This window comes from Thalassotalea sp. G2M2-11, assembly GCF_017168195.1.
In the GTDB taxonomy this organism is placed as follows: domain Bacteria; phylum Pseudomonadota; class Gammaproteobacteria; order Enterobacterales; family Alteromonadaceae; genus Thalassotalea_E.
Genome location: NZ_JADNYL010000001.1, coordinates 767,519 through 792,420 on the forward strand (window position 1 = coordinate 767,519; position 24,902 = coordinate 792,420).

General features: G+C 40.3%; 21 protein-coding genes. 15 read left to right on the forward strand and 6 right to left on the reverse strand.

All coding sequences use genetic code 11. The features are described 5' to 3' along the window. The first annotated feature begins 34 nt into the window (after positions 1 to 34). From IV514_RS03250 to IV514_RS03270, 5 genes are all read left to right on the forward strand, one after another. Positions 35 to 1,957 carry a tetratricopeptide repeat-containing diguanylate cyclase gene (locus IV514_RS03250; protein WP_206483460.1) on the forward strand — a complete coding sequence of 641 codons (1,923 nt, stop codon included), beginning with the start codon at positions 35 to 37 and terminating at the stop codon, positions 1,955 to 1,957. A gap of 16 nt (positions 1,958 to 1,973) precedes the next feature. Further along, positions 1,974 to 3,098, forward strand: a complete 1,125-nt coding sequence (locus IV514_RS03255) for a hypothetical protein (protein WP_206483461.1) — start codon at positions 1,974 to 1,976, stop codon at positions 3,096 to 3,098. Positions 3,099 to 3,104: 6 nt separating this feature from the next. Further along, entirely contained in the window at positions 3,105 to 5,222 is a 2,118-nt protein-coding gene (gene ovoA / locus IV514_RS03260) for a 5-histidylcysteine sulfoxide synthase (RefSeq protein ID WP_206483462.1), read from the forward strand. Continuing rightward, entirely contained in the window at positions 5,209 to 6,351 is a 1,143-nt protein-coding gene (locus tag IV514_RS03265) for an aminotransferase class I/II-fold pyridoxal phosphate-dependent enzyme (protein WP_206483463.1), read from the forward strand. The genes ovoA and IV514_RS03265 overlap by 14 nt, the downstream gene beginning before the upstream one ends. Positions 6,352 to 6,517: 166 nt before the next feature. Further along, positions 6,518 to 8,797 (forward strand): carbohydrate binding family 9 domain-containing protein, encoded by a 2,280-nt coding sequence (locus IV514_RS03270; protein ID WP_206483464.1) that lies wholly within the window; start codon positions 6,518 to 6,520, stop codon positions 8,795 to 8,797. Positions 8,798 to 8,829: 32 nt separating this feature from the next. Here the strand turns inward: IV514_RS03270 and IV514_RS03275 are convergent, their stop codons facing one another. Then, positions 8,830 to 9,465, reverse strand: a complete 636-nt coding sequence (locus IV514_RS03275; protein WP_206483465.1) for a hemolysin III family protein — start codon at positions 9,463 to 9,465, stop codon at positions 8,830 to 8,832. Between the two features lie 128 nt (positions 9,466 to 9,593). Beyond that, positions 9,594 to 9,812, reverse strand: coding sequence for an EF-hand domain-containing protein (locus IV514_RS03280; protein ID WP_206483466.1), 219 nt, complete (start codon positions 9,810 to 9,812; stop codon positions 9,594 to 9,596). Between the two features lie 312 nt (positions 9,813 to 10,124). Between IV514_RS03280 and IV514_RS03285 the strand changes: the two genes are divergently transcribed. The 10 genes from IV514_RS03285 to ribBA all read left to right on the forward strand — a co-directional run bounded on the left by IV514_RS03285 (position 10,125) and on the right by ribBA (position 19,924). Further along, positions 10,125 to 11,567 (forward strand): alpha/beta fold hydrolase, encoded by a 1,443-nt coding sequence (locus IV514_RS03285; RefSeq protein WP_206483467.1) that lies wholly within the window; start codon positions 10,125 to 10,127, stop codon positions 11,565 to 11,567. A gap of 9 nt (positions 11,568 to 11,576) precedes the next feature. Beyond that, the gene (locus tag IV514_RS03290; protein WP_206483468.1) at positions 11,577 to 12,323 is read left to right on the forward strand and encodes an ATP-binding cassette domain-containing protein; all 747 of its coding nucleotides are present in this window, start codon (positions 11,577 to 11,579) and stop codon (positions 12,321 to 12,323) included. Next, positions 12,320 to 13,483, forward strand: coding sequence for an ABC transporter permease (locus IV514_RS03295; protein ID WP_206483469.1), 1,164 nt, complete (start codon positions 12,320 to 12,322; stop codon positions 13,481 to 13,483). Before IV514_RS03290 ends, IV514_RS03295 begins: the two co-directional genes overlap by 4 nt. 120 nt (positions 13,484 to 13,603) lie before the next feature. Continuing rightward, positions 13,604 to 14,191, forward strand: coding sequence for a sigma-70 family RNA polymerase sigma factor (locus IV514_RS03300; RefSeq protein WP_206483470.1), 588 nt, complete (start codon positions 13,604 to 13,606; stop codon positions 14,189 to 14,191). Next, entirely contained in the window at positions 14,191 to 14,832 is a 642-nt protein-coding gene (locus IV514_RS03305) for a hypothetical protein (protein ID WP_206483471.1), read from the forward strand. Before IV514_RS03300 ends, IV514_RS03305 begins: the two co-directional genes overlap by 1 nt. Before the next feature lie 293 nt (positions 14,833 to 15,125). Next, positions 15,126 to 16,382 (forward strand): serine hydroxymethyltransferase, encoded by a 1,257-nt coding sequence (gene glyA, locus IV514_RS03310; RefSeq protein ID WP_206483472.1) that lies wholly within the window; start codon positions 15,126 to 15,128, stop codon positions 16,380 to 16,382. 145 nt (positions 16,383 to 16,527) lie between these two features. Continuing rightward, positions 16,528 to 16,983 carry a transcriptional regulator NrdR gene (gene nrdR / locus IV514_RS03315; RefSeq protein WP_206483473.1) on the forward strand — a complete coding sequence of 152 codons (456 nt, stop codon included), beginning with the start codon at positions 16,528 to 16,530 and terminating at the stop codon, positions 16,981 to 16,983. Continuing rightward, on the forward strand, positions 16,983 to 18,110 hold the full coding sequence (ribD, locus tag IV514_RS03320; protein ID WP_206483474.1) for a bifunctional diaminohydroxyphosphoribosylaminopyrimidine deaminase/5-amino-6-(5-phosphoribosylamino)uracil reductase RibD: 1,128 nt from the start codon (positions 16,983 to 16,985) through the stop codon (positions 18,108 to 18,110). The genes nrdR and ribD overlap by 1 nt, the downstream gene beginning before the upstream one ends. Positions 18,111 to 18,145: 35 nt before the next feature. Next, the gene (locus IV514_RS03325) at positions 18,146 to 18,805 is read left to right on the forward strand and encodes a riboflavin synthase (protein ID WP_206484009.1); all 660 of its coding nucleotides are present in this window, start codon (positions 18,146 to 18,148) and stop codon (positions 18,803 to 18,805) included. A gap of 9 nt (positions 18,806 to 18,814) precedes the next feature. Then, positions 18,815 to 19,924, forward strand: coding sequence for a bifunctional 3,4-dihydroxy-2-butanone-4-phosphate synthase/GTP cyclohydrolase II (ribBA, locus tag IV514_RS03330; protein ID WP_206483475.1), 1,110 nt, complete (start codon positions 18,815 to 18,817; stop codon positions 19,922 to 19,924). 82 nt (positions 19,925 to 20,006) lie between these two features. On the opposite strand, the gene IV514_RS03335 is transcribed toward ribBA, so the two are convergent. The 4 genes from IV514_RS03335 to IV514_RS03350 all read right to left on the reverse strand — a co-directional run bounded on the left by IV514_RS03335 (position 20,007) and on the right by IV514_RS03350 (position 24,725). Next, positions 20,007 to 21,527, reverse strand: a complete 1,521-nt coding sequence (locus IV514_RS03335) for an amidase (protein WP_206483476.1) — start codon at positions 21,525 to 21,527, stop codon at positions 20,007 to 20,009. A gap of 180 nt (positions 21,528 to 21,707) precedes the next feature. Continuing rightward, entirely contained in the window at positions 21,708 to 23,570 is a 1,863-nt protein-coding gene (dxs, locus tag IV514_RS03340; protein WP_206483477.1) for a 1-deoxy-D-xylulose-5-phosphate synthase, read from the reverse strand. Between the two features lie 16 nt (positions 23,571 to 23,586). Further along, complete coding sequence (ispA, locus tag IV514_RS03345) at positions 23,587 to 24,477, reverse strand: (2E,6E)-farnesyl diphosphate synthase (RefSeq protein WP_206483478.1); 891 nt, start codon at positions 24,475 to 24,477, stop codon at positions 23,587 to 23,589. After that, a complete protein-coding gene (locus tag IV514_RS03350; protein ID WP_206483479.1) occupies positions 24,474 to 24,725 on the reverse strand; it encodes an exodeoxyribonuclease VII small subunit in 252 nt (83 codons plus the stop codon). The genes ispA and IV514_RS03350 overlap by 4 nt, the downstream gene beginning before the upstream one ends. Positions 24,726 to 24,902: the final 177 nt, after the last annotated feature.

Sequence of the window (24,902 nt, forward strand, 5' to 3'; positions counted from 1 at the left end):
ACATTGTTGATAATAAAAAAGTGATAAAACTAAAATGCAAGGAAGTAACCAATTGCAGCGAATGAAAGTCATCTATATTTTTCTGATATTGTTCATCACAAATACGGTTCTTACTACCGCTTTTGCTGCATCATCGTCGATCGAAAAAATTTCCCTATCAGACATAGCATTACTCTCTGTGGATAAGCAAATATTTAAAAACCCTTGGCTGGCTTATCAGCAAATTTTATCTTTTCAAACAGACAATAAATCTCTTACCAAGACCCAACAGCAATGGTTGCAAATACGCAAAGCCCAGTGTGAAAATTTATTGTACTTTTATCCTAAGTTTGAACAATCAATTAATCAATTATCTGAGATGGTGACGGCTGGATCGCCAGCTCGAGTGTTAGCCCATTTGAATTATTTTAAAGGGTTGTTAATGAGACGTTCTGGGGATTATAAAGGCTCTCGGAGTTACTTCACTCAAGCGATGGAAGGTTCGAAAGAACAAGAAGATTACTATGTTTATGTTAAGTCGAAACTTGAGTTAGCTTATACCCATAGTTTAGCGGAGTTGTTTGATACCTCCCTTTCGGATATGCAGGCTATTTACATCGAAGCTTTTGCCTTAAAAGACAATTTTTTGATCGGCATGATAGATGAAACTTATGCTGCGATTTATGGTTATATGCGTCAATATAAAAAATCAATTGAGTATTATGAAAAAGCGTTAGAAATATACCAGCAGCTTGGTTATAAAGCGCATATTGCCGAGGCTGTTTATGGCATCGCTTCGACCTATCGGTATTGGAAAAAACATGACTTAGCGGTCAAAAACTTCAAGCTATATCAGGAAATTTTATCTTATACGCCGAATAATGAGATCTCTTATTTTGCCTCTTATGGTTTAGGCATGACTTTGGCTGAACAAGGCAAGTGTCAGCTGGCTTTAGTTGAAATTGAACGGGCATTTTCGTTACATGGTGTTGATGATTTCGATGCGGAGTTATATAAACGTAAAGCAAGCTGTTTGATTAAGTTAAAGCAGTATCAAGCAGCAGAACAAGCACTTGAGCAAGCAACAAAAATTTTTGATCAAATACCAGAGTTACACAATACCGCATGGCAAATTGAAGTGAATAAAGTCGCTAGTGAGCTGGCTTATGCGCGACAAGAATATCAAAAAGCTTATCAATTATCAGCAAAGTATTATCAACGGTATACCGAAATATTGATTGAAAGTTCGACAGAACGTGTTGCAACTATTCGAGCATCTATGGAAATTGAACGCCAAGACATAGAAACCGCGCTTGCTAAACAGCGGCTAAAAGCTGAAAAACTAGCCCTTCAAACGAAAGAGCAACAGGCATTACAGCAACGTTATTTCATTATCTTTTTGTTAGTGCTATTGGGGATTTTCTTCGCTGTTATGGTTTATCAACATCGAACAAATCGTAAAATTTTTGAATTATCCATTGTCGATTCACTGTCGGGCTTATATAACCGTCGCTATACCTTTAAATATTTAGATAAGCAAATTCAGGGAACCTCTGTTGAGCAAGGTGAGTTATGTATCGTGGTTTTTGATATTGATGATTTTAAGCAAGTCAATGACAATTACGGCCATCCTGTTGGTGATATGGTGATAGAACAAGTCGCAAAAGTAGCTCAAGAAACCTTACGTACAGAAGATACTATTGGTCGCATTGGTGGTGAAGAATTTTTATGTATTTTACCTCGTACTGATGTCGCAAAAGGAGAAACGATAGCGCAACGGTTACGTCAGCGATTGTCTAGCTATCAATTTGAAGCTGAGTCAGGAGCACAAATTCACGTTTCAGCTAGTTTTGGCTTAGCTAAATATTCATCAGCTCATCAAGATGCTAAAGCATTCTATGCAGCAGCAGATAAGGCTTTGTATGTGGCAAAAGAGCAAGGTAAAAACTGCGTAGTTATTGCTGATGAGTCGCTCTAATTTATTTGGCTAGTTTATGGAACAACCGCTTAATTATCTAGCGAAAACCGTGATTGAAAAACTCCAAGATCATATCAAGGCGCTAGGGTTTACCCCGGTAATACATTTTGAATTAGAAGGGTGCTATCAAAGTAACTCGCCCCTTAAAAGTGTTGATTTCACCCTGATTAATCAGCGCTTAGAACAACTTAAGATTGCTGGAAAAGTGATCCCTGAATATTGGCACCAACAATGGGAGTATGTCTCATTGTTTCATGGGCAATCCCCGCTTGAAGAAGCAGAATATCTCAACAAAGTCATACAATTATTGCCCACCTTATTTGCCGAGCAAGGCATTGAGCAGACATTTATTCGTCCAGTCGTTTGGGCGGGAGATAAGGGTAAGCTTGCTCAAGGTTGTCAAAATATTTTCAGTGGTGATGAGCGAGCGGTTCATATACCTAATGCGATTCAAATGAATGTCAGCGTAAATGATGGTCAAGGTGACAACATTATGACTGAACACTTTTTTGGCGAATACCTTCAGTACTGTTTTTTACAAACCAGCTTGCCGTGCAGTTTGTTGTATTTGCCTGAACAAGAAGCTTTTGATCGTTTTGACTTAAAAACAAAGTTTGGTTTAGCCGAAGAATTATGCTCTCCTAATGATATCTCGGGCGGGCATCAAGGAAGTATTGCCTTGTACAAGCAATTGGGTAAACATAATCAGGCAATGGGAGTGAAGCCTTTGCTATACGATCATCACCATAATGTAATTGCCAGTGAATGTTGTTGGCGCGAAACGGCAAGAGTGGAGCATCGACTTGGCGCAGCCAGTGTACTTTACAATGCTTATGTCAATGTGGTGTTTGCTTTACTTAATATTATCGACGCGCTCGAAGTATACCTTGAGGGTGCTTGTCGAGAACAAACACCAGATAATGTGGCGGCAAAACCTTTACCCCATACTTTGTATTCTTGTGATGAAGCTTATGGTGCTATTGCGTTATTTGAACAGGAGCAGTGGTTTGCTCGGCGTATTGATCAATTAACGGCCACGGGCGCGTCAAGTAAAACACTAGATCAAGGGTCGCAATCATTAGGACGTAGATTAAAAGCAGCCATTTTAAGTCCTTATCAACCAGCTAACATAATCACGTAATTAACTATGACAACATTATCGCAACTTAAACCGCCATTATTAACAGGCACATGCAGTGAAGAAAAACGCGCGCAATTAAAGCAATACTTCATTAATACTTGGCAAACTTATGAATCGCTGTTTAATTTAATTAATAACGATCAAGCTTACTTTTTACGTCCAGAGCCACTTCGACACCCGCTTATTTTTTATTTCGGCCATACCGCGACGTTTTATATTAATAAATTGATATTAGGTAAATTTACCCCTAAGCGAATTAATCAAGCAATTGAAGCCATTTGTGCGGTTGGCGTTGATGAAATGAGTTGGGATGACTTGGACAGTCGTCACTATGACTGGCCAAGTGTTGAGCAGGTTAGAGCTTATCGTCAGCAAGTGTTTGCCTTAGTGATTGAGTTGATAGAGCAGATGCCGTTAACACTCCCTATACAACAGGACTCATTGGCTTGGGTGATCTTAATGGGGTGTGAGCATGAACGCATACACTTAGAGACATCATCAGTCATCATGCGTATGTTGCCATTACAGCACCTTACGGCTAGCCCTGAATGGCCTGCCTGTCAGACAAGTGGTGAGGCACCCGCAAACGCGTTGATAACTTTAGCGGGGAAAAATATCACCTTAGGTAAATCATCATCGGATCATACCTATGGTTGGGATAATGAATATGGGCAATTGTCTGTAGATGTTGATGATCTCAATGTTAGCCAGTATTTAGTGTCTAATCAGGAGTATCTCGCATTTATTCAATTGGGAGGCTATCAAAATCCTGATTACTGGAGTGAAGAAGGCAAGCAGTGGTTAGCATATAAAAAGCCTGAAATGCCACGTTTTTGGCTAAAAAGAGGCGAGCATTATTTTCAGCGTAATTTACTGAATGAAATTCCCTTGCCATTAAACTGGCCAGTTGAAGTGAATTGTTTGGAAGCGAAAGCATTTTGCCTGTGGAAAGGTGAGCAAGAGCAAAAATATATCCGTCTGCCAACTGAGGCTGAATGGTATTGCTTGCGAGAGAAGGTTACGGGGGATCTTGTTCAGTGGCAAGAAGCCCCAGCAAATATTAATCTCGAATATTATGCGTCCTCGTGTCCGGTAGATAGGTTTTCATCTCAAGATTTTTTTGATGTGTGTGGCAATGTTTGGCAGTGGACAGAGTCTGCAATTGATGCCTTTGATGGCTTTAATGTGCATCCTTTGTATGATGATTTCTCTACACCCACCTTTGATGGTAAGCATAATTTGATCAAAGGTGGCTCTTGGATTTCAACGGGTAATGAAGCACTCAAGTCATCACGTTATGCGTTTCGTCGTCATTTTTTTCAACATGCAGGTTTCCGCTATGTGGAAAGTGAACACCCAGAGGTACCGCTTACGCCAGTCAATCGTTATGAAACGGACTTTGATGTTTGTCAGCAATTAATATTGCATTATGGTGAAAATTCTTCGGTAAATTTTCCGACACAGCTTGCGCATTTTATTATCCCTTTACTGAGTGAGTACAAGGTTGCACAGCAAAAGCTACTTAACTTAGGCTGCTCAGTTGGTGCAACAGCTTTTGCCTTATCTCCCTCTTTTAACGCTATTGATGCGGTTGATTTTTCTGCGCGCTTTATACAGTTTGGGGTCAAACTACAAGGTGGAGAATCACTTCGTTATCAAAGCGTTGTCGAGGGTGATATCGTCGCTTTTAATGAAGTGAATGCTAGTGAGGTTTGTCAACATAATGCTGAAAATATTCAGTTTAGCCAAGGAGATGCGGTTAATTTAAAACCTATCTTCAAAGGTTATGATGTGATTGTATTGCAGCAAGTGTTAGAACAATGCTACGACCCAAAACAAGTGCTTAGAACCATTCATACTCGGTTAAACCGTGGCGGACTGTTAGTAGTAGCTTCCGATTATACTTTTGATGCTCAAATAACTAAGCGTGAAAACTGGTTAGGGGGCATTAAAGTTAATGGTGAAAATGTGACTGGTTTTGACGGTCTTAGCTTGTTATTAGCTGAACATTTTTCTTTGCTCAAACAGACACAGTTACCGCTTGATATCCATATCAATCAGCGTCAATCGTTAAGAAAATCAATTGATGTAACGGTATGGCAGTTGAACAATGCAACAGAATAAGTTTGTCTTACCGGCCCATCTGGATTTTGTCAGTAAGTTACCCTGCCAAATTTCCGATAATTTAAGTAATTCATGTGCGCAATCATTAACGCTTACTGAGTTATGTCAACTCTCTGGTCAGGGGGTTGAACAATTTGATGATACACCATTAAGCTATGCGCCGCTTTTGGGAGCAGAGTCGTTACGTCAACAGCTGGTTTATTTTCACCAGGCATTGAATCACCACCAAACCCGCTTAACGGCTGATAATGTGCTAACCTTTTGTGGCGCACAAGAAGCAATTGCAGCCGTTTATCAATCGGTATTAAGGCCTGGTGATGAAGTGGTTGTGGTTTCGCCAAGTTACCCCAGTTTAATTACCATGGCCAAGCAGTTAGGCTGTCAGGTAAAGTTGATTGAATTATCAAATGATAATAACTGGCAGCTAACCATTAATGATTTTACACAAGTGGTAAATAAGCAAACTCGACTTATTGTGGTTAATTCACCCCATAATCCCACGGGGCAAGTGATTGATTCACCTTTAGCTGATGAGATCCTTCAACTTGCGCAGCAATATCAATGCTACTTACTTGCAGATGATGTCTCTCAGGCAAGTAATTATAATCAGTTGGCACTTTCTCACCGTTATCTTGATTATGATAAAGCGGTAGTCGTTGCTGTACTGTCAAAAAGTTTTGGTTTAGCCGGTGTCAGAATTGGTTGGGCGTTAAGTCAAAACAAGTCGTTGCTTCAGAGGTTATTAGCGGTAAAAAGTTATGGTTCTATTTGTGGATCTGTGATGGATGAACAATTAGCAGGGATTGCACTGAAACATCACCGTCAAATCATCAATGCGGCCAATTCGACCATTAGCGATAATATTGACTTGTTTGAACAGTTTGTGAAACAACATTCACAATATTTTTCTTGGCAGCCACCACAAGCAGGCATGTTGGCACTAGTGAAAATTCATACCGAGCAAACAATCGAACGCTGGGTGGAAAACTTAGCAAAAGTCACTGGGGTTTTGTTACTGCCGGCAAACTTATTTGGCATCGAAGGGCACTATGTCCGTTTAGGTTTAGGGCAACAGGATTTCCCCTTGATGTTAAAAAAATTGTCTGACTTTGTTACAAATCAGCGATAACTTACTCGGCGTCAGCGCTTTATTCTTGCTATATTCATTTTCTGATTATTGCTAAATTCAACGTAAATATTTCTTTAGACATATTTTGTTACACAGGTGTATAAACCTTTTTAGTCTAGTAAGCGACAATACTTATTAGAAAATATAACAATAAAGTGAATAGTTTATGTCTCAATGGGAACATTACCCTCAATCAACCTCTGTTAAATGCGCTAGTCGTTTGCTCAATAGTTGTCTTGTTTCAAGTTTATTGGTCTCAGCTAGTTTATCCGCTCAACAAATTGAATGTAATCGTCATACCTTAGCAAAAATTGATCAGACGATATCTGTCGATGGCAAGCTGGATGAAGCCGTTTGGCAACAAGCGACAAAAATGGAGCTTGCTTATGAAAATAATCCAGGTGAAGGAACCCCCGCTCCGGTAAAAACCGAGGTTTTCTTTTATCATGACGAAAAATCGTTATATGTTGCTTTTAAAGCCTATGATGATGAGCCTGAAAAAATTAGAGCGTCGTTAAGGGATCGTGATGCACTATGGGCAGATGATAATGTTGGTATTATTGTCGATACCTTTAATGATCAACGAGGGGGATTTGAGTTTTTTGTTAACCCTCTTGGCGCTCAGGCTGATATGAAAATGGATGATAGTGATGGCTGGCGGGAAGATGCCTCATGGGATGCGATATGGGACAGTGCAGGGCAAATTACTGATTTTGGTTATGTGGTGGAAATGAGTATCCCGTTCAGTTCGTTACGTTTCCCCGAAACAGAAGGCGCTAAGGTATGGAATATTGCTGGTTGGCGCAATTACCCGAGGGACGTTCGTGTACAAATGGCGACTCATAAAAGAGATCGCGATATCAAATGTAATTTGTGTCAATTTGAGCAAATTGTTGGCTTAAAGGGCATTACCTCTGGTAACAATGTACAACTGACACCCACCTTAACTGTGTCACGTCAAGATGAGAAAGATGAAGTCCCCGGACCTTGGAAAAATGGTGATATTGATGCCGAACCGGGGTTAGATATTCGCTGGGGCATTACCCAAGATATGGTGTTAAATGCCACTTTAAATCCTGATTTTTCTCAAGTAGAAGCCGATGCGGGTCAGTTAAATGTTAACAGTACTGATTCATTATTTTATTCGGAAAAAAGACCGTTTTTTCTTGATGGTGCTTCATATTTTGATACCACAAACTTCAACTTTGTCCATACCCGCAATATTGCTGATCCCGATGTCGGGGTCAAACTGACGGGTAAAAGCCAACAGCATAGTTATGGAGTGATGTTAGCCAATGACAGCAACACCTCGTTTTTAATGCCGGAAAATCAAGGGTCTGGCTTAGCAACCCTAGATGAAAGTTCGAATGTTGCCATTGCGCGATACAAAAATGACGTTGGAGAACGTAACAATGTAGGCGTATTAATGACTCATCGAAATAGTGACAACTATCACAACACCTTATTGTCGGTAGATGGTACTTATTGGTTCAGCGATAAAGATAATTTCCGTTATCAAGTTGCTCGCTCTCAAAGCAAAAACTCTGTTGGCGTGATGGAAGATTTTGACGTCAAAGAAAAACAAAATGATCATGCACTTAGTGTTAATTATTCTCATAGCACGCGCGATTATAATCTACGGGCGAACTACACCAATATTGGTGAAGATTTTCGTGCTGATTTAGGCTTTCAATCACGAAGTGATATCGAGCGATATGTCTTAGGAGGGAATCGTTACTATTACGGAGATAAAGATGATCTCTTTACTCGCTGGGGTTACTTTGGCGATTGGGACAAAACTTATGATCAAGATGGCAAATTACTTGAAGAAGAGTATGAAATCCACGGCAATTTACAAGGTAAAAAACAGTTCTTTAGTAACTTTGGTATTGTACACCGTAACCGACATTATGATGGCCAATACTACAATGAAAATCAGTTTATGATGTTTGCCGAGTTTAAGCCGTTTGCGACGATGACCGTAGGTAATTTTTTACGCATTGGTAAGCAAATTGACTTTAGCAATTCGCGTTTAGGTGATGTGTTAGATCTTCAACCTCATATCTCGTGGGATGTGAATGAGCACTTAAAATTAAGCCTTAATCACAACTATAGCCAGTTAAAAATTGGTGATAAAAGGTTATTTACTGCAAATCAAAGCGATATTCGTATAGGCTATCAGTTTGATATGCATAGTATTTTAAAATTTGTTGTCCAATATACCGATATTGATAGAAATCAAGATCTTTACTTAGATAAAGATGACTTACCGGATGAAAAGCAGCGCTATTTTTCAACTCAGCTAATTTATTCTTATAAGATCAATCCACAGACCTTGTTCTTTATTGGGTATTCAGATGGTGGTTTTCAGGATGACAGCTTAGACAGTATTGAGCGTGATCAACGTACTGTGTTTACTAAATTTAGTTATGCGTGGCAGTTATAAAACTGACAATTAACAAGGACGTGTTCTAGTATCTAAACGTAAAACCACATCAGAAAAAAATGGCACATGGCACCTGCAAGCACAAACAGGTGCCAAATGGCATGATTAAATGGAATGTTACGATTCACATAAAAGATGACACCAAATCCGTAAAAGCCGCCACCTAAACACAATAACAATAAGCCATTGCCATGTAAGGCTTGGTATAACTGCTGAATACAAAATAATGATACCAAGCCAAGCCCTAAGTAGCTGGCGACAGAAATTACTTTATTGTGACGCTTGCATGTGACTTTATAAATAATACCGGTAATGGCTAATAGCCACACTAGCGTCATCATGAAATAACCTAGTGTGCCATTGAGGGTGATCAGCATTAAGGGTGTGTAAGTACCCGCAATCAATATGTATATTGCGCAATGATCAAGTAACTTAAATACTTGTTTTGCCTTAGGGTTAATAAGCGCATGGTAAAGAGTCGAGGCGAGAAATAACATCACCAGACTTGCGCCATAAATAGCAAAACTGGTAACACGCAGAACATCTTGTTCTAGTGCCGCGTAGAAAACTAATAGTGTTAAGCCAGCGACGCTCAGTAGTGTGCCTAAGCCATGACTAACGGCATTGGCGATTTCTTCAGCGATGGAATATTGTGGTGTCATAGTCATTTTGCAACTCAGCTTACACGTGTAAGCTTAAATATATCAGAAGCTGATACTATTAGAAAGAGGTACGACCAGAAAAAAAGAGCCACTAGGGCTCTTTTTCATGATGAAGAAAATCCTGAAGTCTTGTGTTATAAGGCTAACTCGATAACCATTTCCTTTAACTCTTCTTTTGATATTGAGTTATCATGGTTTTTGTCAAAGCGTTTAAATATGCTTTCGCACATCCGAATGCCTTTATCTTGTAGTAAGCAATCAATCAATTCGACGAACTCACTGCGATTGATGACACCATCTTTATCTTCATCAAATACTTCAAATAGCTCGTCTACCCACTGATTAAGTTCCATCAGTTTTCCTTTTCTATCGTAATTTACATCTATAACTAAGACTTTATCCCTAAATGAGAGCATTGTGAATGATTAATTGAGATTTTTACTATTTATTCATGTAAATCATGCTGGCAAAGCTGAAAAGCGCTTATTTTTTAGAGAAAAATTACCAGTAATGGCTGAAAAATCCGCAAGTGTGAATATAAAATTGAATAAATAATCTTTAATATCAGTCCTTTATTATTAATTTTATTTTTTTACTGAAATAATTGTAATAAATTTGTTAATTCAATGACTAGTCAGTTGGATTTATTATGAAGGAAGGACAATATGCACAAATCTTGGAAGGGGTTGCTTATTCTTACTTGTCTCTCAGTGATGACAACGAGTATGGCAGACGATTCACCGTTAACATTGGAGCAGTGCCATCTTGAAGGCATTAAGCAGCAAGTTAAATGTGGTCAGTTATTAGTACCAGAAAATTATCAGCAACCAAATGGCGAAAAAATATCAATTAATTTTGCGGTATTACCTGCAATTGATAATAGCAATGACAAAGCACCTTTGATGTTTTTAGCGGGTGGCCCAGGTCAAGCGGCCGTGTCGTTAGCTGGCGGTTTATATAAAGCATTTAACGAAGTGAGAAAAACACGCGATATTATTTTAGTTGATCAACGGGGCACTGGGCAGTCCCATCCGTTGCAATGTGATAATGCGATTGAAATGGATGCCTATCAGTCATTGCCTGAAGATTTTGATGTGAGCGATGTTAAGCAGTGTATTTCAGCGTTAACAGGTGATTTAAGTCAGTATAATTCGGAAAATGCCATTCGAGATTTTGATGCTGTCCGTCAGTCTTTAGGGCACGAAAAGATCACAATATATGGAGGCTCATATGGTACCCGCGCAGGTTTAGTCTATATGCGGATGTTCCCTGAGTCTATCAGCGCCGTGGTACTAGACAGTGTTGGACCGATTGAGGTACCAATTGGTTTATTTGGTCAAAGTTCAGCGCGCTCTTTTGAGCTGCTTTTGGCACACTGTCAGCAAGAAGCAAGCTGTCAGGCAACGTACCCTAACTTGGCGCAAGAATTTAAACAAGTGGTTGCTCAGCTTGAGCAAAAACCACTAACGTTAACTATCCCACACCCTCGCTTGGGCACATCTACTACCATGAAGCTCAATAGAAGTAAGTTTTTATCGACTATTTTTACTCAGCTTTATTCGCTAGAAGGGCGTTCATTAGTGCCATTATTGATCCACCAAGCAGCTCAAGGAAATTATGCTCCTTTAGCGGGGTTAACAGCGGCAAGTGATAACGGCATGGAAATGTTTGTTGGTTTAACCATGAATATTGTCTGTAATGAAGATATTCCGAAAGTGACAGACGCTATGATGGCAGCCGATGCAAATAATGCCTTTAATGGCAGTATTAGTCATAAGGCATGGACCACAGCTTGTCCCGTATGGCCGAAATATAGCCCAAGTGATGATTTTTATCAGCCAGTCACGGCAGACATCCCAACCTTGATCATTTCTGGTGAACTGGATCCGGTGACACCTCCTAGTAATGGAGACTTCGCTGATAAATCATTACCTAATAGCAAGCATATCGTGATGAAAAATAGCTCACACACACCAGGAGTCTCTGCCTGTGCTATTAATGTGATCAATGAGTTTTTAGATAAAAAAGATCCCAATGACTTGGATGAAGCTTGCTTAGCAGAAATTCCTAACGAGTCATTTATGACTGGCTTAAACGGTGGTATTTAAGGAAAAATTATGATCGAAGTGAATAACTTACATAAGAGTTTTACCTCTAAAAAAACAACCGTCAAAGCATTGGATGGCTTATCTTTTAAAGCAAATGATGGTGAAATTACTGGAATTTTAGGACCAAATGGTGCTGGTAAAACCACCTGTTTGCGCACCTTATATGGTTTACTTTCAGCCGACGAAGGGTTTGCCACTATTGATGGTATCCAAGTAACAGAAAATCCCTTAGCTGCACGAGCAAGATTGGGTATTTTTCCTGATAAATTTGGTTTGTACGAACGTTTAACGGCTTACGAACAAGTGGATTATTTTGCCAGCTTGCACGGTCTTGTCGGACAAGCAAAGAAACAAGCAATTGATACCATTATGACCGACTTAGACATGCATGAGTTGGCACATCGCAAAACTGCTGGTTTCTCTCAAGGGCAACGAATGAAAGTGACCTTAGCCCAAGCTTTGGTTCATCAACCACAAAACTTTGTGTTGGATGAGCCTACGCGTGGTCTTGATGTGATGAGTACCCGAATTTTACGCAATCATTTAAGTAAATTTAAAGCCAAAGGCCATTGTATTTTATTCTCATCTCATGTGATGCAAGAAGTTGCGGCATTATGTGACCGAGTGATTATTGTTGCCAATGGTAAGCTTGCAGCACAGGGGACTCCACAAGAGTTATGTGAATTGGCTGGTGAAAACCAGTTAGAAGAAGCGTTTGTCAAATTAATTGGTTCAGACGAAGGAGTGGCGGCATGATCCAGTTTAAAGCATTATTGATCAAAGAGTTGAAAGAAGCGTTTCGTGATAAGCGTGCCTTATTGGTTGCGATGAGTATGGGATTACTGGCACCAGTAATGATCATGATCATGTCGAAAACCATGATTAAAGATTTTGTTGAAAATCCGCCTATTTACGTAAAATTTTCAGGTGCTGAACATGCGCCTAAGTTAATTAAGTCATTTAAAGATAATAATATTTTAGATTTTGCCGATGTGCCGGAAGATGAGCGCAGAAACTGGCAAGAACGTAATATTGAATTAATTATCCCTGATAGTTATGCCGATGATATGCGTGAAGGGAAACCCATTGATATCATTTTACGTGCCGATTACAGTGAAAAGTCTTTAAGTGCGCCATTGCGTCGCATTAAAGATGAGATCCGCAGTTTTTCATTATCCATTGGCTATAAACGCTTATTGGTGCGCGGTATTGATGTCAAGCTATTACAAACGTTAAAGCTGCAAGAACAAGATACCTCATTACCCAGTAGTAATGCGATGATGATCACCTTGATGTTAGGCCTGTATCTACTCATGGGCGCTTTTATTTCTGGGCAATCAATTTCGATTGATTCCAGTGCAGGGGAGCGAGAGCGTAATGTTTTGGAAATGCTATTATGTCAGCCGGTAAGTACCTTAAAAATTGTCTTAGCTAAGCTGATTTGCTCTAGTTTGATTGCCACAATGTCGGTGACACTTATGCTTACCTTAACTATGGTGTCGGTCGGTTTTGTTGATTTGACTAAAATTGGCGCCACTTTTAGTGTCGACAGCTTTACTTTCTTTTCATTATTATTGTTATTGATCCCGTTATGTTTTCTGGCTGCTGCTTTACAATTGTATTTTGCTTTTCATGCTAAAACCTTTAAAGAAGCTCAATCAACCGTAGCAATGTTAATTATGGTGCCAACTATGATCCCTGTCGCCATGATGATCATGGATGATAAGCCTGTGTGGGCTGAGTGGGCACCAATTTTTGGTCAATCATTATTAATGGAAGACTTATTTAAGGGCTTACCCGTTGATTGGATGGCATTTTTAGTAAGTACAGGCGCCACTATCGCGTTAACCGCTGGCTTAGTACTTACGTTGGCGAAACGATTAAGATCAGAAAAAGTCGTGATGTCACTAGGTTGATCTTGAGGTTTAACACTTAAGGTGTATAAGTTTGTCAGATAAGGCAAGCTAACACCTTAAGAGTTATCGCAGTTGTATTTTGGTTTGGTAAGGTTAAAAAAATGTTAATAGTTGTGTCTAATGAATAACTCGGTAAAATTATCACTTAAATTACAAGAACGTTTTATAAAAACGTCAGCTAACACAGTGAGAGTTTCATTGGATAACCAAACAATTTTTACCCAATGGATGACAGAGCATGAAAAACTGTTGCGTCATATCATCAATGGTTTTGAAGCTAAGCCAGCAATACAAGATGAGTTGTTCCAAGAGATCGCCTTAAATATTTGGCGTGCGCTACCGAGTTTTCGCCAAGATAGTGCGGTAAAAACCTTTGTTGCCCGAATTGCTCACAATGTGTTAGCTACTCATGTCGCTAAAGCAGTGAAAACGATTAAGGTGGATCATGAATTAAGTGAAGCACCTATTGATGTGCAACATGATGCAGTTCAACCAACACCATTTCAATCACTCGATCAACGTCAACGTCAGCAACGACTTTTAGATGGCATCAGACAACTCAAATTAGTCCAGCAGCAAGTGATCACTTTGGCGTTGGAAGGGATGAGTTATCAAGAAATTGCTGATGTGTTATCGATATCGACAAATTTAGTGGGTGTACGTTTACAAAGAGCTAAACAGGCACTAACTGAGTTATTGGAGGCATAATGAGTAAAGAGAAAATGCCCGAAAATAAACCAATCGAAGCGTCTTCAATTGAGCAAAATAATAGTAACCCTCTGTCGTTACTTGATCAGCAATGGGGCGAAATTTTGCAAGATTGGCAAGCTCAACCATTTGAAAAAACGGATATCAAGGCGTTGGTTAAGCAGACTAAGAATCGTACTCGAGGGGCAAAACTATGTTTTGTCCTTAATGTAATTGCTACAGTAGCTATTCTTGGCATATTTATTTATGGGCTATATCGTAATGAATTCGGTCAACCGTTGAATAGTTTTCTAGGTTTAGGTGGATTATTTTCACTAGTCTTTACTTACTATGAAATGAAAATTCGAGCCAAAGCCTGGTCGCAAATCAGTGACAGCCCCGAAAGAGCAATAGAAAATGCTCTTGCTGGTTATCAATCAGCGGTAAAATATATGGCGTTAACTAAGTGGTCTTGTGTTCCTTTTGGACTATTAGCGAACTGGTTTACTTATGCCATGGCACAACAGAGCGGTAAATCAGCAGTACCAGGCTTTATTTTTATCAACATTTTTATCGCGGTTATGTTTATTGTCACTGAGTATTTACACCGTAAGCGGAAAAAAGAGTATCAAGCGTTAACTCGTAAGTTGGGAAACTTATAACGGAATAGCTTGAGTTTAATCAAATAATGTTCGGGTTGTTTATCTTTTTAAGAATATTGTTTGTTGTTCTTTGGTTTTTTATTCGGTATATTGATAAAAAAGTGAATTTGATCTGTTGATCGTAAACTTTTATCGCATATTAAACGTTCTATCTCAGTGTGAAATGAGCTAAATCGGCCATTTTTTAACATATACATCATGTCCTGAATCAGGCAAAATATGCGGCAATTTAAATAGTCTAACTTTCCAGAATTAACGTTTGAGTTAATGAGCTGTGAACTTGAGGAATAAACATGCTTACTCGTGATATGAATATTGCTGATTTTGATGCTGAATTATGGCAGTCAATGACTGATGAAACAGTTCGTCAGGAAGAGCACATTGAATTAATTGCTTCTGAAAACTACTGTAGCCCTCGCGTATTAGAAGCGCAAGGTTCGCAGTTAACCAATAAATATGCTGAAGGCTACCCTGGCAAGCGTTACTATGGCGGTTGTGAGTATGTGGACAAAGCAGAAGCATTAGCTATTGAACGTGCCAAAGCATTATTTGGTGCTGATTATGCGAATGTTCAGCCTCATGCAGGTTCGCAAGCTAATGCTGCGGTATTTCAAGCTTTAGTGTCTCCAGGCGGTAAAGTACTAGGTATGAGCTTAGCGCATGGTGGCCATTTAACGCATGGTTCGCACGTAAACTTTTCAGGTAAATCATACGAAGCATTTCAATATGGTTTAGATCCACAAACTGGTGATATTGATTATGCTGAGATTGAACGTTTAGCACATGAGCATCAGCCAGAAATGATCATTGGCGGTTTCTCGGCATTCTCTGGTGTGGTTGATTGGGCGCGTATGCGTAAAATCGCTGACAGTGTTGGTGCATATTTCATGGTCGATATGGCGCATGTGGCAGGCTTAGTAGCGGCTGGTTTATATCCAAATCCAGTGCCTCATGCTCACGTGGTAACGACAACCACTCATAAAACATTAGCTGGCCCGCGCGGTGGTTTGATCGTTTCAGGTTGTGGCGATGAAGATGTTTATAAAAAATTAAACTCAGCGGTATTTCCTGGCGGCCAAGGCGGTCCATTAATGCACGTGATCGCAGCGAAAGCTGTGGCATTTAAAGAAGCATTACAACCAGAATTTAAAGATTATCAGCAACGCGTATTAGATAATGCTAAAGCGATGGTGGCGGTATTACAAGAACGTGGTTATAAGGTAGTGTCAAATGGCACTGAAAACCATTTATTGTTATTAGATTTAATTGATAAAGACATCACTGGTAAAGATGCAGATGCAGCATTAGGTCGTGCTCACATTACTGTGAATAAAAACTCAGTACCAAATGATCCTCGTTCGCCGTTTGTTACTTCAGGTTTACGTTTAGGTACGCCAGCGATCACTCGTCGTGGTTTCAATGTTGAAGACACAAAAGCCTTAACCGGTTGGATTTGTGATATCTTAGATGATATTAACAATGAAGAAACAATTACGGCTGTTCAAGCAAAAGTCAAAGAAATTTGTCAACGCTTACCCGTCTACGGTTAATCACACAAGGCTTGTTATCACGGCCTTAGTCAATTACATTTTGAAAAGCTCAAACAACTTGTTTGAGCTTTTTTGGTTTTAGCCGTTACATCAAGCTCGAAATACATTAAAATAACGCATTAATTTTACTCAGAGTATAGCTTTTATGTATTGCCCATTTTGCAGCGCAACCGACACAAAAGTCATTGATTCTCGATTGGTTTCTGATGGTCATCAAATTCGCCGTCGTCGTGCCTGTGTCGCTTGTAATGAGAGATTCACCACTTTTGAAACGGCTGAGTTAGTCATGCCTCGTATTATTAAACGTGATGGTTCAAGAGAGCCGTTTAATGAGGATAAGTTGCGCAGTGGTTTAATGCGTGCGCTGGAAAAAAGAGCGGTCAGTGTTGAGCAAACTGAAAAAGCGATCAATCGATTAAAATCGCAATTACGGGCAACCGGTGAGCGGGAAGTCTCAAGTGAAATGCTAGGGAGTATTATTATGGAGCAACTGAAAGGACTTGATAAAGTCGCGTATGTTCGTTTTGCTTCTGTGTATCGATCGTTTGAAGATATTAAAGAGTTTGGTGAAGAAATTGCGCGCTTAGGTGATGACAATTAATGGCTGAGCAATTTTCGTTTGCTGATCATCAATACATGGCTCGGGCAATTAAATTGGCTCGTAAGGCTTGGTATACAACGTCACCTAACCCCAGAGTGGGCTGTGTATTAGTTAACAACAATACCATTGTTGGTGAGGGGTACCATGTTAAAGCTGGCAGTGGTCATGCGGAAGTTAATGCTCTCGCGCAAGCGGGGAAAAAGGCTGTTGGCGCTACAGCATATGTAACTTTGGAGCCTTGTTCTCATTTTGGGCGAACGCCACCTTGTGCTCAGGGGTTAATCGATGCGGACGTCAAACACGTGATAGCTGCCATGGTAGATCCCAACCCGCAGGTGTCTGGCCGTGGTCTTCAAATGCTAGAGCAAGCAAATATTTCTTGCCAATACGGGCTCTTAGAAGCCGAGGCTAAAGCCCTAAACCCCGGTTTTATTACTTTAATGACTCAGCAACGCCCGTATGTGCGTTGTAAATTAGCTGCGAGTTTGGATGGTAAAACTGCCATGGCAAGTGGTGAAAGTCAGTGGATCACGGGGAAAGCGGCACGAGAAGATGTGCAACGATTAAGGGCCCAAAGCTGTGCGGTTATTACTGGTGCAGATTCAGTGATCTATGATCAAGCTCGAATGACGGTAAGATGGTCTGATTTAGGTGATGTGCAACATGCTTATCATCCAGATGACATCCGCCAGCCATTGCGGGTGATCATCGATAGTAAAAATAGATTAACGCCTGATATGAAAATCTTCGCTGAGCCTTATCCTATTTTAATTATTAGAACCAGAGTTGAAAGTTTACACTCTTGGCCCCACTTTGTTGAACAAGCAACCGTTTCACCCTCGCAAGATGGAGAATACGCAGACTTAGCATCCGTACTGACTTTGCTTGGACAAAAAGGTGTAAATGATGTGCTGCTTGAGTCTGGCTGTCGCTTAGCGGGGGCATTTATTGAACAAAATCTAGTTGATGAACTTATTATCTATCAAGCGCCTAAGTTATTGGGTGCCGATGCCAGAAGTTTAGTCAACATGCCAAGTATTACGGAATTGGCGCAAGCTAAAAATTTAACTTTTACCAGCAGTACTATGGTTGGTAACGATATAAAACTTACTGCAACGTTAGACTAAGGCATGGCTAACGAGAGTAGCAACAGAGAGTGAATATGTTCACTGGGATCATAGAAGCCGTAGGCTCAATAAAAACAATTGATGTAACAGCACAAGGTGCACGATTAACTGTTAATTGTGGCGTATTGGATATGAGTGATGTCAAGCTCGGGGATTCAATTGCCACTAATGGGATTTGTTTAACCGTGGTAGCGTTTAATAAGCAAAGCTTTACCGCCGATGTTTCAAATGAAACCTTAAGTCGTACTTCATTTGCCAATTATCAGCCCAATCAACAGGTCAACTTGGAAAAAGCCATGTTACCAACAACACGTTTTGGTGGTCATATTGTTTCAGGTCATGTGGATGCTGTTGCAGAGATCAAATCTGTGGTTAAAAATGGTCATAGTATCGAATATTGGCTATCGATGGATACCGCGATTGCCCCTTATATTGCGGAAAAAGGTTCTGTCACTGTAGATGGCGTGAGTCTTACGGTGAACAGTTTGACCAGCGAACAATTTCGTTTAACTATCGTTCCCCATACTGCGGAGCAAACGATTATTGCAAGTTATCAAGTAGGCACTAAGGTAAATATAGAAGTGGATGTGATGGCGCGTTACATCGAACGATTATTATTGCACAAAAAAACACCGCAAGCGTCATCGGGTGTTACCGAAACTTTGTTAGCGCGAAGTGGGTTTATTAAAAATTAAGAGGCTGTCATGAAAGTAAACTCTCCTAAAGAGATCATTGAAGATATTAGACAAGGTAAAATGGTTATCTTGATGGATGATGAAGATCGTGAAAATGAAGGCGATTTCATTATGGCTGCCGAATTAGTGACCCCAGAAGCCATTAATTTTATGGCCACTCATGGCCGTGGTTTAATATGTATGCCAATGTCAATTGAGCGTTGTCGTCGTTTGAATTTACCGTTAATGGTTGATAAAAATGATGCTCAATTTTCGACTAACTTTACTGTGTCTATAGAGGCGGCTGAAGGCGTCACTACGGGTATTTCAGCTGCGGATCGGGCTACTACAGTACTCGCTGCGGTGGCAAAAGATGCTAACCAACATTCAATTGTTCAGCCGGGTCATATTTTTCCATTAATGGCAAAAGATGGTGGTGTGCTTAACCGAGCCGGACATACCGAAGCGGGCGTTGATCTAGCACGTTTAGCGGGATTAGAGCCAGCAGCGGTGATCGTCGAAATTTTAAATGAAGACGGTACGATGGCACGTCGCCCCGACCTTGACGTGATCGCTGAAAAGCATGGTTTAAAAATGGGCACCATTGCCGATTTGATCGAATATCGAAATGCCAATGAAACGACCATTGAGCGTATTTCACAATGTCAGTTACCAACAGCGTTTGGTGATTTTGAGTTAACGGTTTTTAAAGATACTATTGATGGCCAAGCGCACTTTGCTTTAACCAAAGGCGAGATCAATAAAGATCAACCGACCCTAGTGCGAGTACATTTAGAAAATACCTTTAGAGATTTATTGTTTAGTGAACGCGAAAGTGTTGCTAAATGGCCGATTGGTAGTGCTCTTGAGCGCATCGCTAAAGAAGGTGGTGTATTAGTATTACTAGGCAAGCATGAGTCGCCAACTGAGCTAATTGCTCAAGTTGAAAAATATGCCAAACTCGATGCCGGTGAAACGGTGAAAGAAGTGCAGCGACACATAGGCTCTCGTAATGTTGGTGTTGGCTCACAAATTTTATCTAATTTAGGTGTAGGTAAAATGCGTTTGTTAAGCTCGCAAGTCAAGTATCATTCGTTATCTGGTTTTGGTTTAGAAGTGGTGGAATACATTTCTGAATAATGCAGTTCTGAATAATGCAGTTATCTACTTAAAAGCACATGCTTAACCAGCATGTGCTTTTTGTATTATTAGTAGAAGAGATTTACGGTAATCGCGGTGCTTGACGCACTTTGGTTGCTTGTTCAAAGCTATAGGCAGCTTCAATTAAAGTTCCTTCGCTCAACTTGCCTGAAAAAAATGACATACCTACAGGTAAGCCATGAATATAGCCCATGGGTACTGTGATATGTGGGTAACCTGAAATTGCTGCTGCACTGGTTGCTGAGCCTAAATAATGATCACCATTGACCCAATCAATTTTCCATGCCGGTCCAGTGGTTGGTGCAATAATCAAATCTAATTGGTGTTCTGCCATTAGCTTGTCAATGCCTTGAGCTTGGGTAAGTAATTTCGCTTGTTTAAGGGCTTCTTGGTAGTTTTTCTCAGTTAAGTCACCTTTAGCTTGCGCCATTTTCATGATTTCTTGCTGAAAGTACGGCATTTCTATGGCGGCATTTTGCTGATTAAAGTGAATGATCTCGTCTAGTGATTTAGGCAAACCTTCTGCTGTTTGAGATAAATACTGGTTAAGATCATGTTTAAATTCATAGAGCAGTACAGTGAACTCCGCTTCGCCCCAGGCATTTTGACTGTCAAAGTTTAAGTCATCAATGATAACCGCACCTTGGTCTTTCAGGATCGCTATATTTTGTTCAAAAACTTCATCTAATTTATGGTGATAACCCATTAAGTCTCTAGCAATACCAATACGTTTACCGGCTAAGCCGTCTTTATTTAAATGAGCAAGGTAGTCGATAGTTGATGGGGTTGCATTAGCGTCATTGGTGTCATGGGCAACGATTGCTGAAAGTAAAATTACCGCATCAGTTACATTGCGAGCCATTGGGCCGGCAGTATCTTGGCTGTGCGCGATTGGGATGATCCCATCACGACTAACTGTCCCCAGTGTTGGCTTAATGCCCACAATACCATTTATAGCTGATGGACAAGTGACTGAACCGTCTGTTTCAGTACCTATGGCAACGGTAGCTAGATTTGCAGCGATAGCGACCCCAGAACCAGAGCTAGAACCACAGGGGCTGGTTGTTAGATCATAGGGATTTCTCGTCTGACCATATAAGCCACTCCATCCGCTTGAAGATGAGGTTGAACGAAAGTTAGCCCACTCACTTAAATTGGTTTTCCCTAAAATTATTGCTCCTGCTTTTTTTAATTGTTGTACTAAAAAAGCAGCATCTTTGGGAAAGTTTTTTGCCAGCGCATAAGAACCTGCGGTATTTGCCATGCCATCTAAGGTATCAATATTGTCTTTGAGTAGTACAGGAATGCCATGCAAAGGCCCAACTAGACCGGAAGTTTTCAATGTTTTATCTAACGCTTGCGCTTGGCTAAGGGCATGTTTATTAAGTTGCACTACAGCGTTTAATTGTGAGTCGAGCGATGCAATTCGTTTTAAATAAAACTTGACTAGATCGGCACTTGATAAGGTACCCGCTTGCATTTGTTGGTGGATTTCATGAATGTTAGCTTGCTCATTGATCTGAGCATGACTAAGCCAAACAGGTAAGGTAAAAACAAGTAAAATAAGGACGTTAAGGCGCATAGGTACACACTATTGTTATTATTAAGTGATAGTTATATAACAACAAAATATGATAATCGTCTAGTGCCTTGCGACAGTTAACGGGTTTTCGGCTTTAAGAGGCAGACACCGTATCTGCCTTTAGATAAAGCATAGACTAGGGGCTTAAAGCTAGTCTATGCCGAGAGGTTGCTTAGTTTATCAATTAATGAACTGATTTATTTTTTCAATGATCCCTGCGCTGTCTAATCCAAGTTCATGATGGATCTCATCTTGAGTCCCATGTTTGATAAAACAATCGGGTAAACCAATATTGAGTATTTTAGTCTGAATGCCTTGATTTAATACATATTCATTGACTGCTGAGCCTGCGCCACCAGCAATGGCGTTATCTTCAACGGTGACAATTAACTCATGGCTATTGATCATTTGTTCTATTAATTGATGATCTAAGGGTTTTACAAAGCGCATATCAACAACACTAGCACCTAATGCTTGCGCGGCTTGTTGAGCATGCGCCAAAGTGGTGCCGAAGTTTAAGATAGCAATGTTGCTTCCTTGTTCCATGATACGTCCTTTACCGATAGCTATCGTGTCACTGATTGATGGTAACTCGGCACCTGTACCATTCCCTCGAGGGTATCTGACGGCGGCTGGTGTTGACATTTGGTGACCTGTGGTCAACATAAGTTGACATTCACGTTCGTCACTGGGGGTCATTATGGTCATATTAGGAATACAACGCATAAAGCTTAGGTCAAATGAACCTTGGTGAGTTGGGCCATCAGCACCGACAATACCTGCGCGATCAATAGCAAACAGTACGGGTAAATTCTGAATCGCGATATCATGAATTAGTTGATCATAACCCCGTTGCAAAAAGCTAGAATAAATTGCTACAACAGGGTGTTGCTCTCCAATGGCAAGCCCGGCAGCAAAGGTAACTGCATGTTGCTCAGCGATGGCAACATCATGGTACTTTTCAGGAAAACGTTGGCTAAACTCTACCATGCCAGAGCCTTCACGCATCGCCGGTGTAATGGCTGCCAGCTTGTTATCTATTTCGGCCGTTTTACATAACCAATCACCAAAAATTTGTGAATAAGTCGGTAAACTTGGTTTACTTTTTGGCAGATTAGTTTCGGCAGGATTAAACTTTGGCACTGCATGATATTTGATAGGATCTTGCTCGGCAGCTTGGTAGCCTTTGCCTTTTTTTGTCGCAATATGCAGTAATTGAGGCCCTTTTAAGTTACGCATATTGTGGATAGTATCCACTAAACCGTTAACATCATGACCGTCGATAGGACCAATATAGTTAAAGCCTAACTCTTCAAAAAAGGTACTTGGTACGACCATGCCTTTTAAGTGCTCTTCAGCTCGGCTCGCTAATTCTTTAATTGGAGGGATGTTTTTCAGGATGCGCTTACTACCTTCTCTTAGGCCAGTATAAAGGTTACCTGACAACAATTTAGCCAAATGGTTATTTAGTGCGCCAACATTTTCTGAAATAGACATCTCATTATCATTGAGTACCACCAACATATCCTTATGGATATCGCCAGCATGATTTAATGCTTCAAATGCCATGCCTGCTGTCATTGCACCATCACCAATTACGGCAACCGTTTTTCTATTTTTACCTTCTTTTTCTGCCGCAACTGCTAAGCCGAGCGCCGCTGAAATTGATGTGCTTGAGTGGCCGACACTAAGTACATCATATTCACTTTCTTCACGCCAAGGGAACGGATGCAACCCCTCTTTTTGACGTATGGTATGTAGCTGATCACGTCGTCCCGTTAATATTTTGTGTGGATATGCTTGATGACCAACATCCCAAATAAGGTGATCAAAGGGCGTATTATAAACGTAATGTAATGCTACGGTTAATTCGATAGTCCCTAAGCCTGAAGCAAAGTGTCCGCTACTTTTACTGACCGAATTTAATAAATAACGACGTAGTTCTTCACTCGCTTGTTCTAATTGATTTTTTTCTAGTTTGCGCAAGTCAGCAGGACTATTAATGCTGGCAAGAAGCGGGTAATGATCAAGGTTTGTAGTCATAATTATTATTCAGTACCTAGCTGGTACGTTGGATGATAAAGGTCGCAAATTCCGATAAATTCTGTGTATTGTAAGGCAAAGTGGTCAAAGCTTGAAGTGCTTGTTGATATAAGTCGTCAGCTTTTTGCTGAGCACCTTGTAATCCAAGCAATGCAGGGTAGGTGCTTTTATTGGCATTGATATCAGAACCTGCTGGTTTGCCCAGCTCTTCTTCACTTGAAGTAATATCAATAATGTCATCGCGTACTTGATATGCCAAACCAACCCGTTGCGCATAGGTTGCCAACGCTTGTTTTTCTTGTGGCATGATGTCTTGGGCACATTCGGCGGCCATTAATATGGAGGCTTCCAGTAAGGCACCTGTTTTTAAGGCGTGGATTTGCTCTAACTGTTCTAATGATATCGACTGGTTAGTCGCAGACAAATCAAGCGCTTGTCCACCACACATTCCTTGGTAACCACTGGCTTTTACCAATAGTTGAATCAAGGTAATGCGTTTACTCGCAACTTGCTCGGAAAATTCATGATTGGCCAGTATGTCAAATGCTAGGGTTTGTAAGCTATCGCCGGCTAAAATTGCGCTAGCTTCGTCAAACGCTTTATGACAAGTAGGTTGTCCGCGACGTAAGTCGTCATCATCCATTGCGGGTAAATCATCATGGAGCAATGAATAGGCATGAATACACTCTAGTGCTGCCGCGATTCCATCAATATCATCGGCTTGAACGCCTAAGCACTCACCGGTGATATGTGCTAAATAAGGGCGCATACGCTTACCGCCCATTAACAAGCCATAGCGCATGGCTTGATGTAGAGTGTCATCATTTATAGCTAAACTATTGAGTTTATTAAGTAAGTATTGATCGGTTCGCTCTTGAATAGACTTGAGCTTTACTAAGTGGGTCATGATGATTGACTGTCTTTTACATTGAAGTCTGATAAGGTTTGTTGGCCACTTTCATCCATTAAAATTTGAATGCGCTGTTCGGCTTCTTTTAATTTGTCTTGGCTGACTTTACTTAAATTTAAGCCACGCTCAAACAACGCCATTGAATCTTCTAAACTTAATTCACCTTTTTCAAGGTTTTGCACTATGGCTTCAAGTTCATTTAATGATTCTTCAAAGCTTAAATTTTCTATTTTTTTACGTGCCATAGGGGCATTAAACTCGGGTATGCGTAGGTTTATGCGCAAGTTACCTTAGCTGGCATCAATGGTCAATGATAGGACGAATGATAACGAAATAAAAATATTGTTCAGTTTTCCTTAAGTTATTGACAATATGGGCGATAATATAACTATTACAATTAATAAAAACTCTTGCCGCTTTCT

Excerpts from the sequence above, each read along its gene's own strand:
- IV514_RS03250 (WP_206483460.1), top strand. The coding sequence starts at position 35 with ATGCAAGGAAGTAACCAATTGCAGCGAATGAAAGTCATCTATATTTTT.
- IV514_RS03255 (WP_206483461.1), top strand. The coding sequence starts at position 1,974 with ATGGAACAACCGCTTAATTATCTAGCGAAAACCGTGATTGAAAAACTC.
- ovoA (WP_206483462.1), top strand. The coding sequence starts at position 3,105 with ATGACAACATTATCGCAACTTAAACCGCCATTATTAACAGGCACATGC.
- IV514_RS03265 (WP_206483463.1), top strand. The coding sequence starts at position 5,209 with ATGCAACAGAATAAGTTTGTCTTACCGGCCCATCTGGATTTTGTCAGT.
- IV514_RS03270 (WP_206483464.1), top strand. The coding sequence starts at position 6,518 with ATGTCTCAATGGGAACATTACCCTCAATCAACCTCTGTTAAATGCGCT.
- IV514_RS03275 (WP_206483465.1), bottom strand. The coding sequence starts at position 9,465 with ATGACTATGACACCACAATATTCCATCGCTGAAGAAATCGCCAATGCC.
- IV514_RS03280 (WP_206483466.1), bottom strand. The coding sequence starts at position 9,812 with ATGGAACTTAATCAGTGGGTAGACGAGCTATTTGAAGTATTTGATGAA.
- IV514_RS03285 (WP_206483467.1), top strand. The coding sequence starts at position 10,125 with ATGCACAAATCTTGGAAGGGGTTGCTTATTCTTACTTGTCTCTCAGTG.
- IV514_RS03290 (WP_206483468.1), top strand. The coding sequence starts at position 11,577 with ATGATCGAAGTGAATAACTTACATAAGAGTTTTACCTCTAAAAAAACA.
- IV514_RS03295 (WP_206483469.1), top strand. The coding sequence starts at position 12,320 with ATGATCCAGTTTAAAGCATTATTGATCAAAGAGTTGAAAGAAGCGTTT.
- IV514_RS03300 (WP_206483470.1), top strand. The coding sequence starts at position 13,604 with ATGAATAACTCGGTAAAATTATCACTTAAATTACAAGAACGTTTTATA.
- IV514_RS03305 (WP_206483471.1), top strand. The coding sequence starts at position 14,191 with ATGAGTAAAGAGAAAATGCCCGAAAATAAACCAATCGAAGCGTCTTCA.
- glyA (WP_206483472.1), top strand. The coding sequence starts at position 15,126 with ATGCTTACTCGTGATATGAATATTGCTGATTTTGATGCTGAATTATGG.
- nrdR (WP_206483473.1), top strand. The coding sequence starts at position 16,528 with ATGTATTGCCCATTTTGCAGCGCAACCGACACAAAAGTCATTGATTCT.
- ribD (WP_206483474.1), top strand. The coding sequence starts at position 16,983 with ATGGCTGAGCAATTTTCGTTTGCTGATCATCAATACATGGCTCGGGCA.
- IV514_RS03325 (WP_206484009.1), top strand. The coding sequence starts at position 18,146 with ATGTTCACTGGGATCATAGAAGCCGTAGGCTCAATAAAAACAATTGAT.
- ribBA (WP_206483475.1), top strand. The coding sequence starts at position 18,815 with ATGAAAGTAAACTCTCCTAAAGAGATCATTGAAGATATTAGACAAGGT.
- IV514_RS03335 (WP_206483476.1), bottom strand. The coding sequence starts at position 21,527 with ATGCGCCTTAACGTCCTTATTTTACTTGTTTTTACCTTACCTGTTTGG.
- dxs (WP_206483477.1), bottom strand. The coding sequence starts at position 23,570 with ATGACTACAAACCTTGATCATTACCCGCTTCTTGCCAGCATTAATAGT.
- ispA (WP_206483478.1), bottom strand. The coding sequence starts at position 24,477 with ATGACCCACTTAGTAAAGCTCAAGTCTATTCAAGAGCGAACCGATCAA.
- IV514_RS03350 (WP_206483479.1), bottom strand. The coding sequence starts at position 24,725 with ATGGCACGTAAAAAAATAGAAAATTTAAGCTTTGAAGAATCATTAAAT.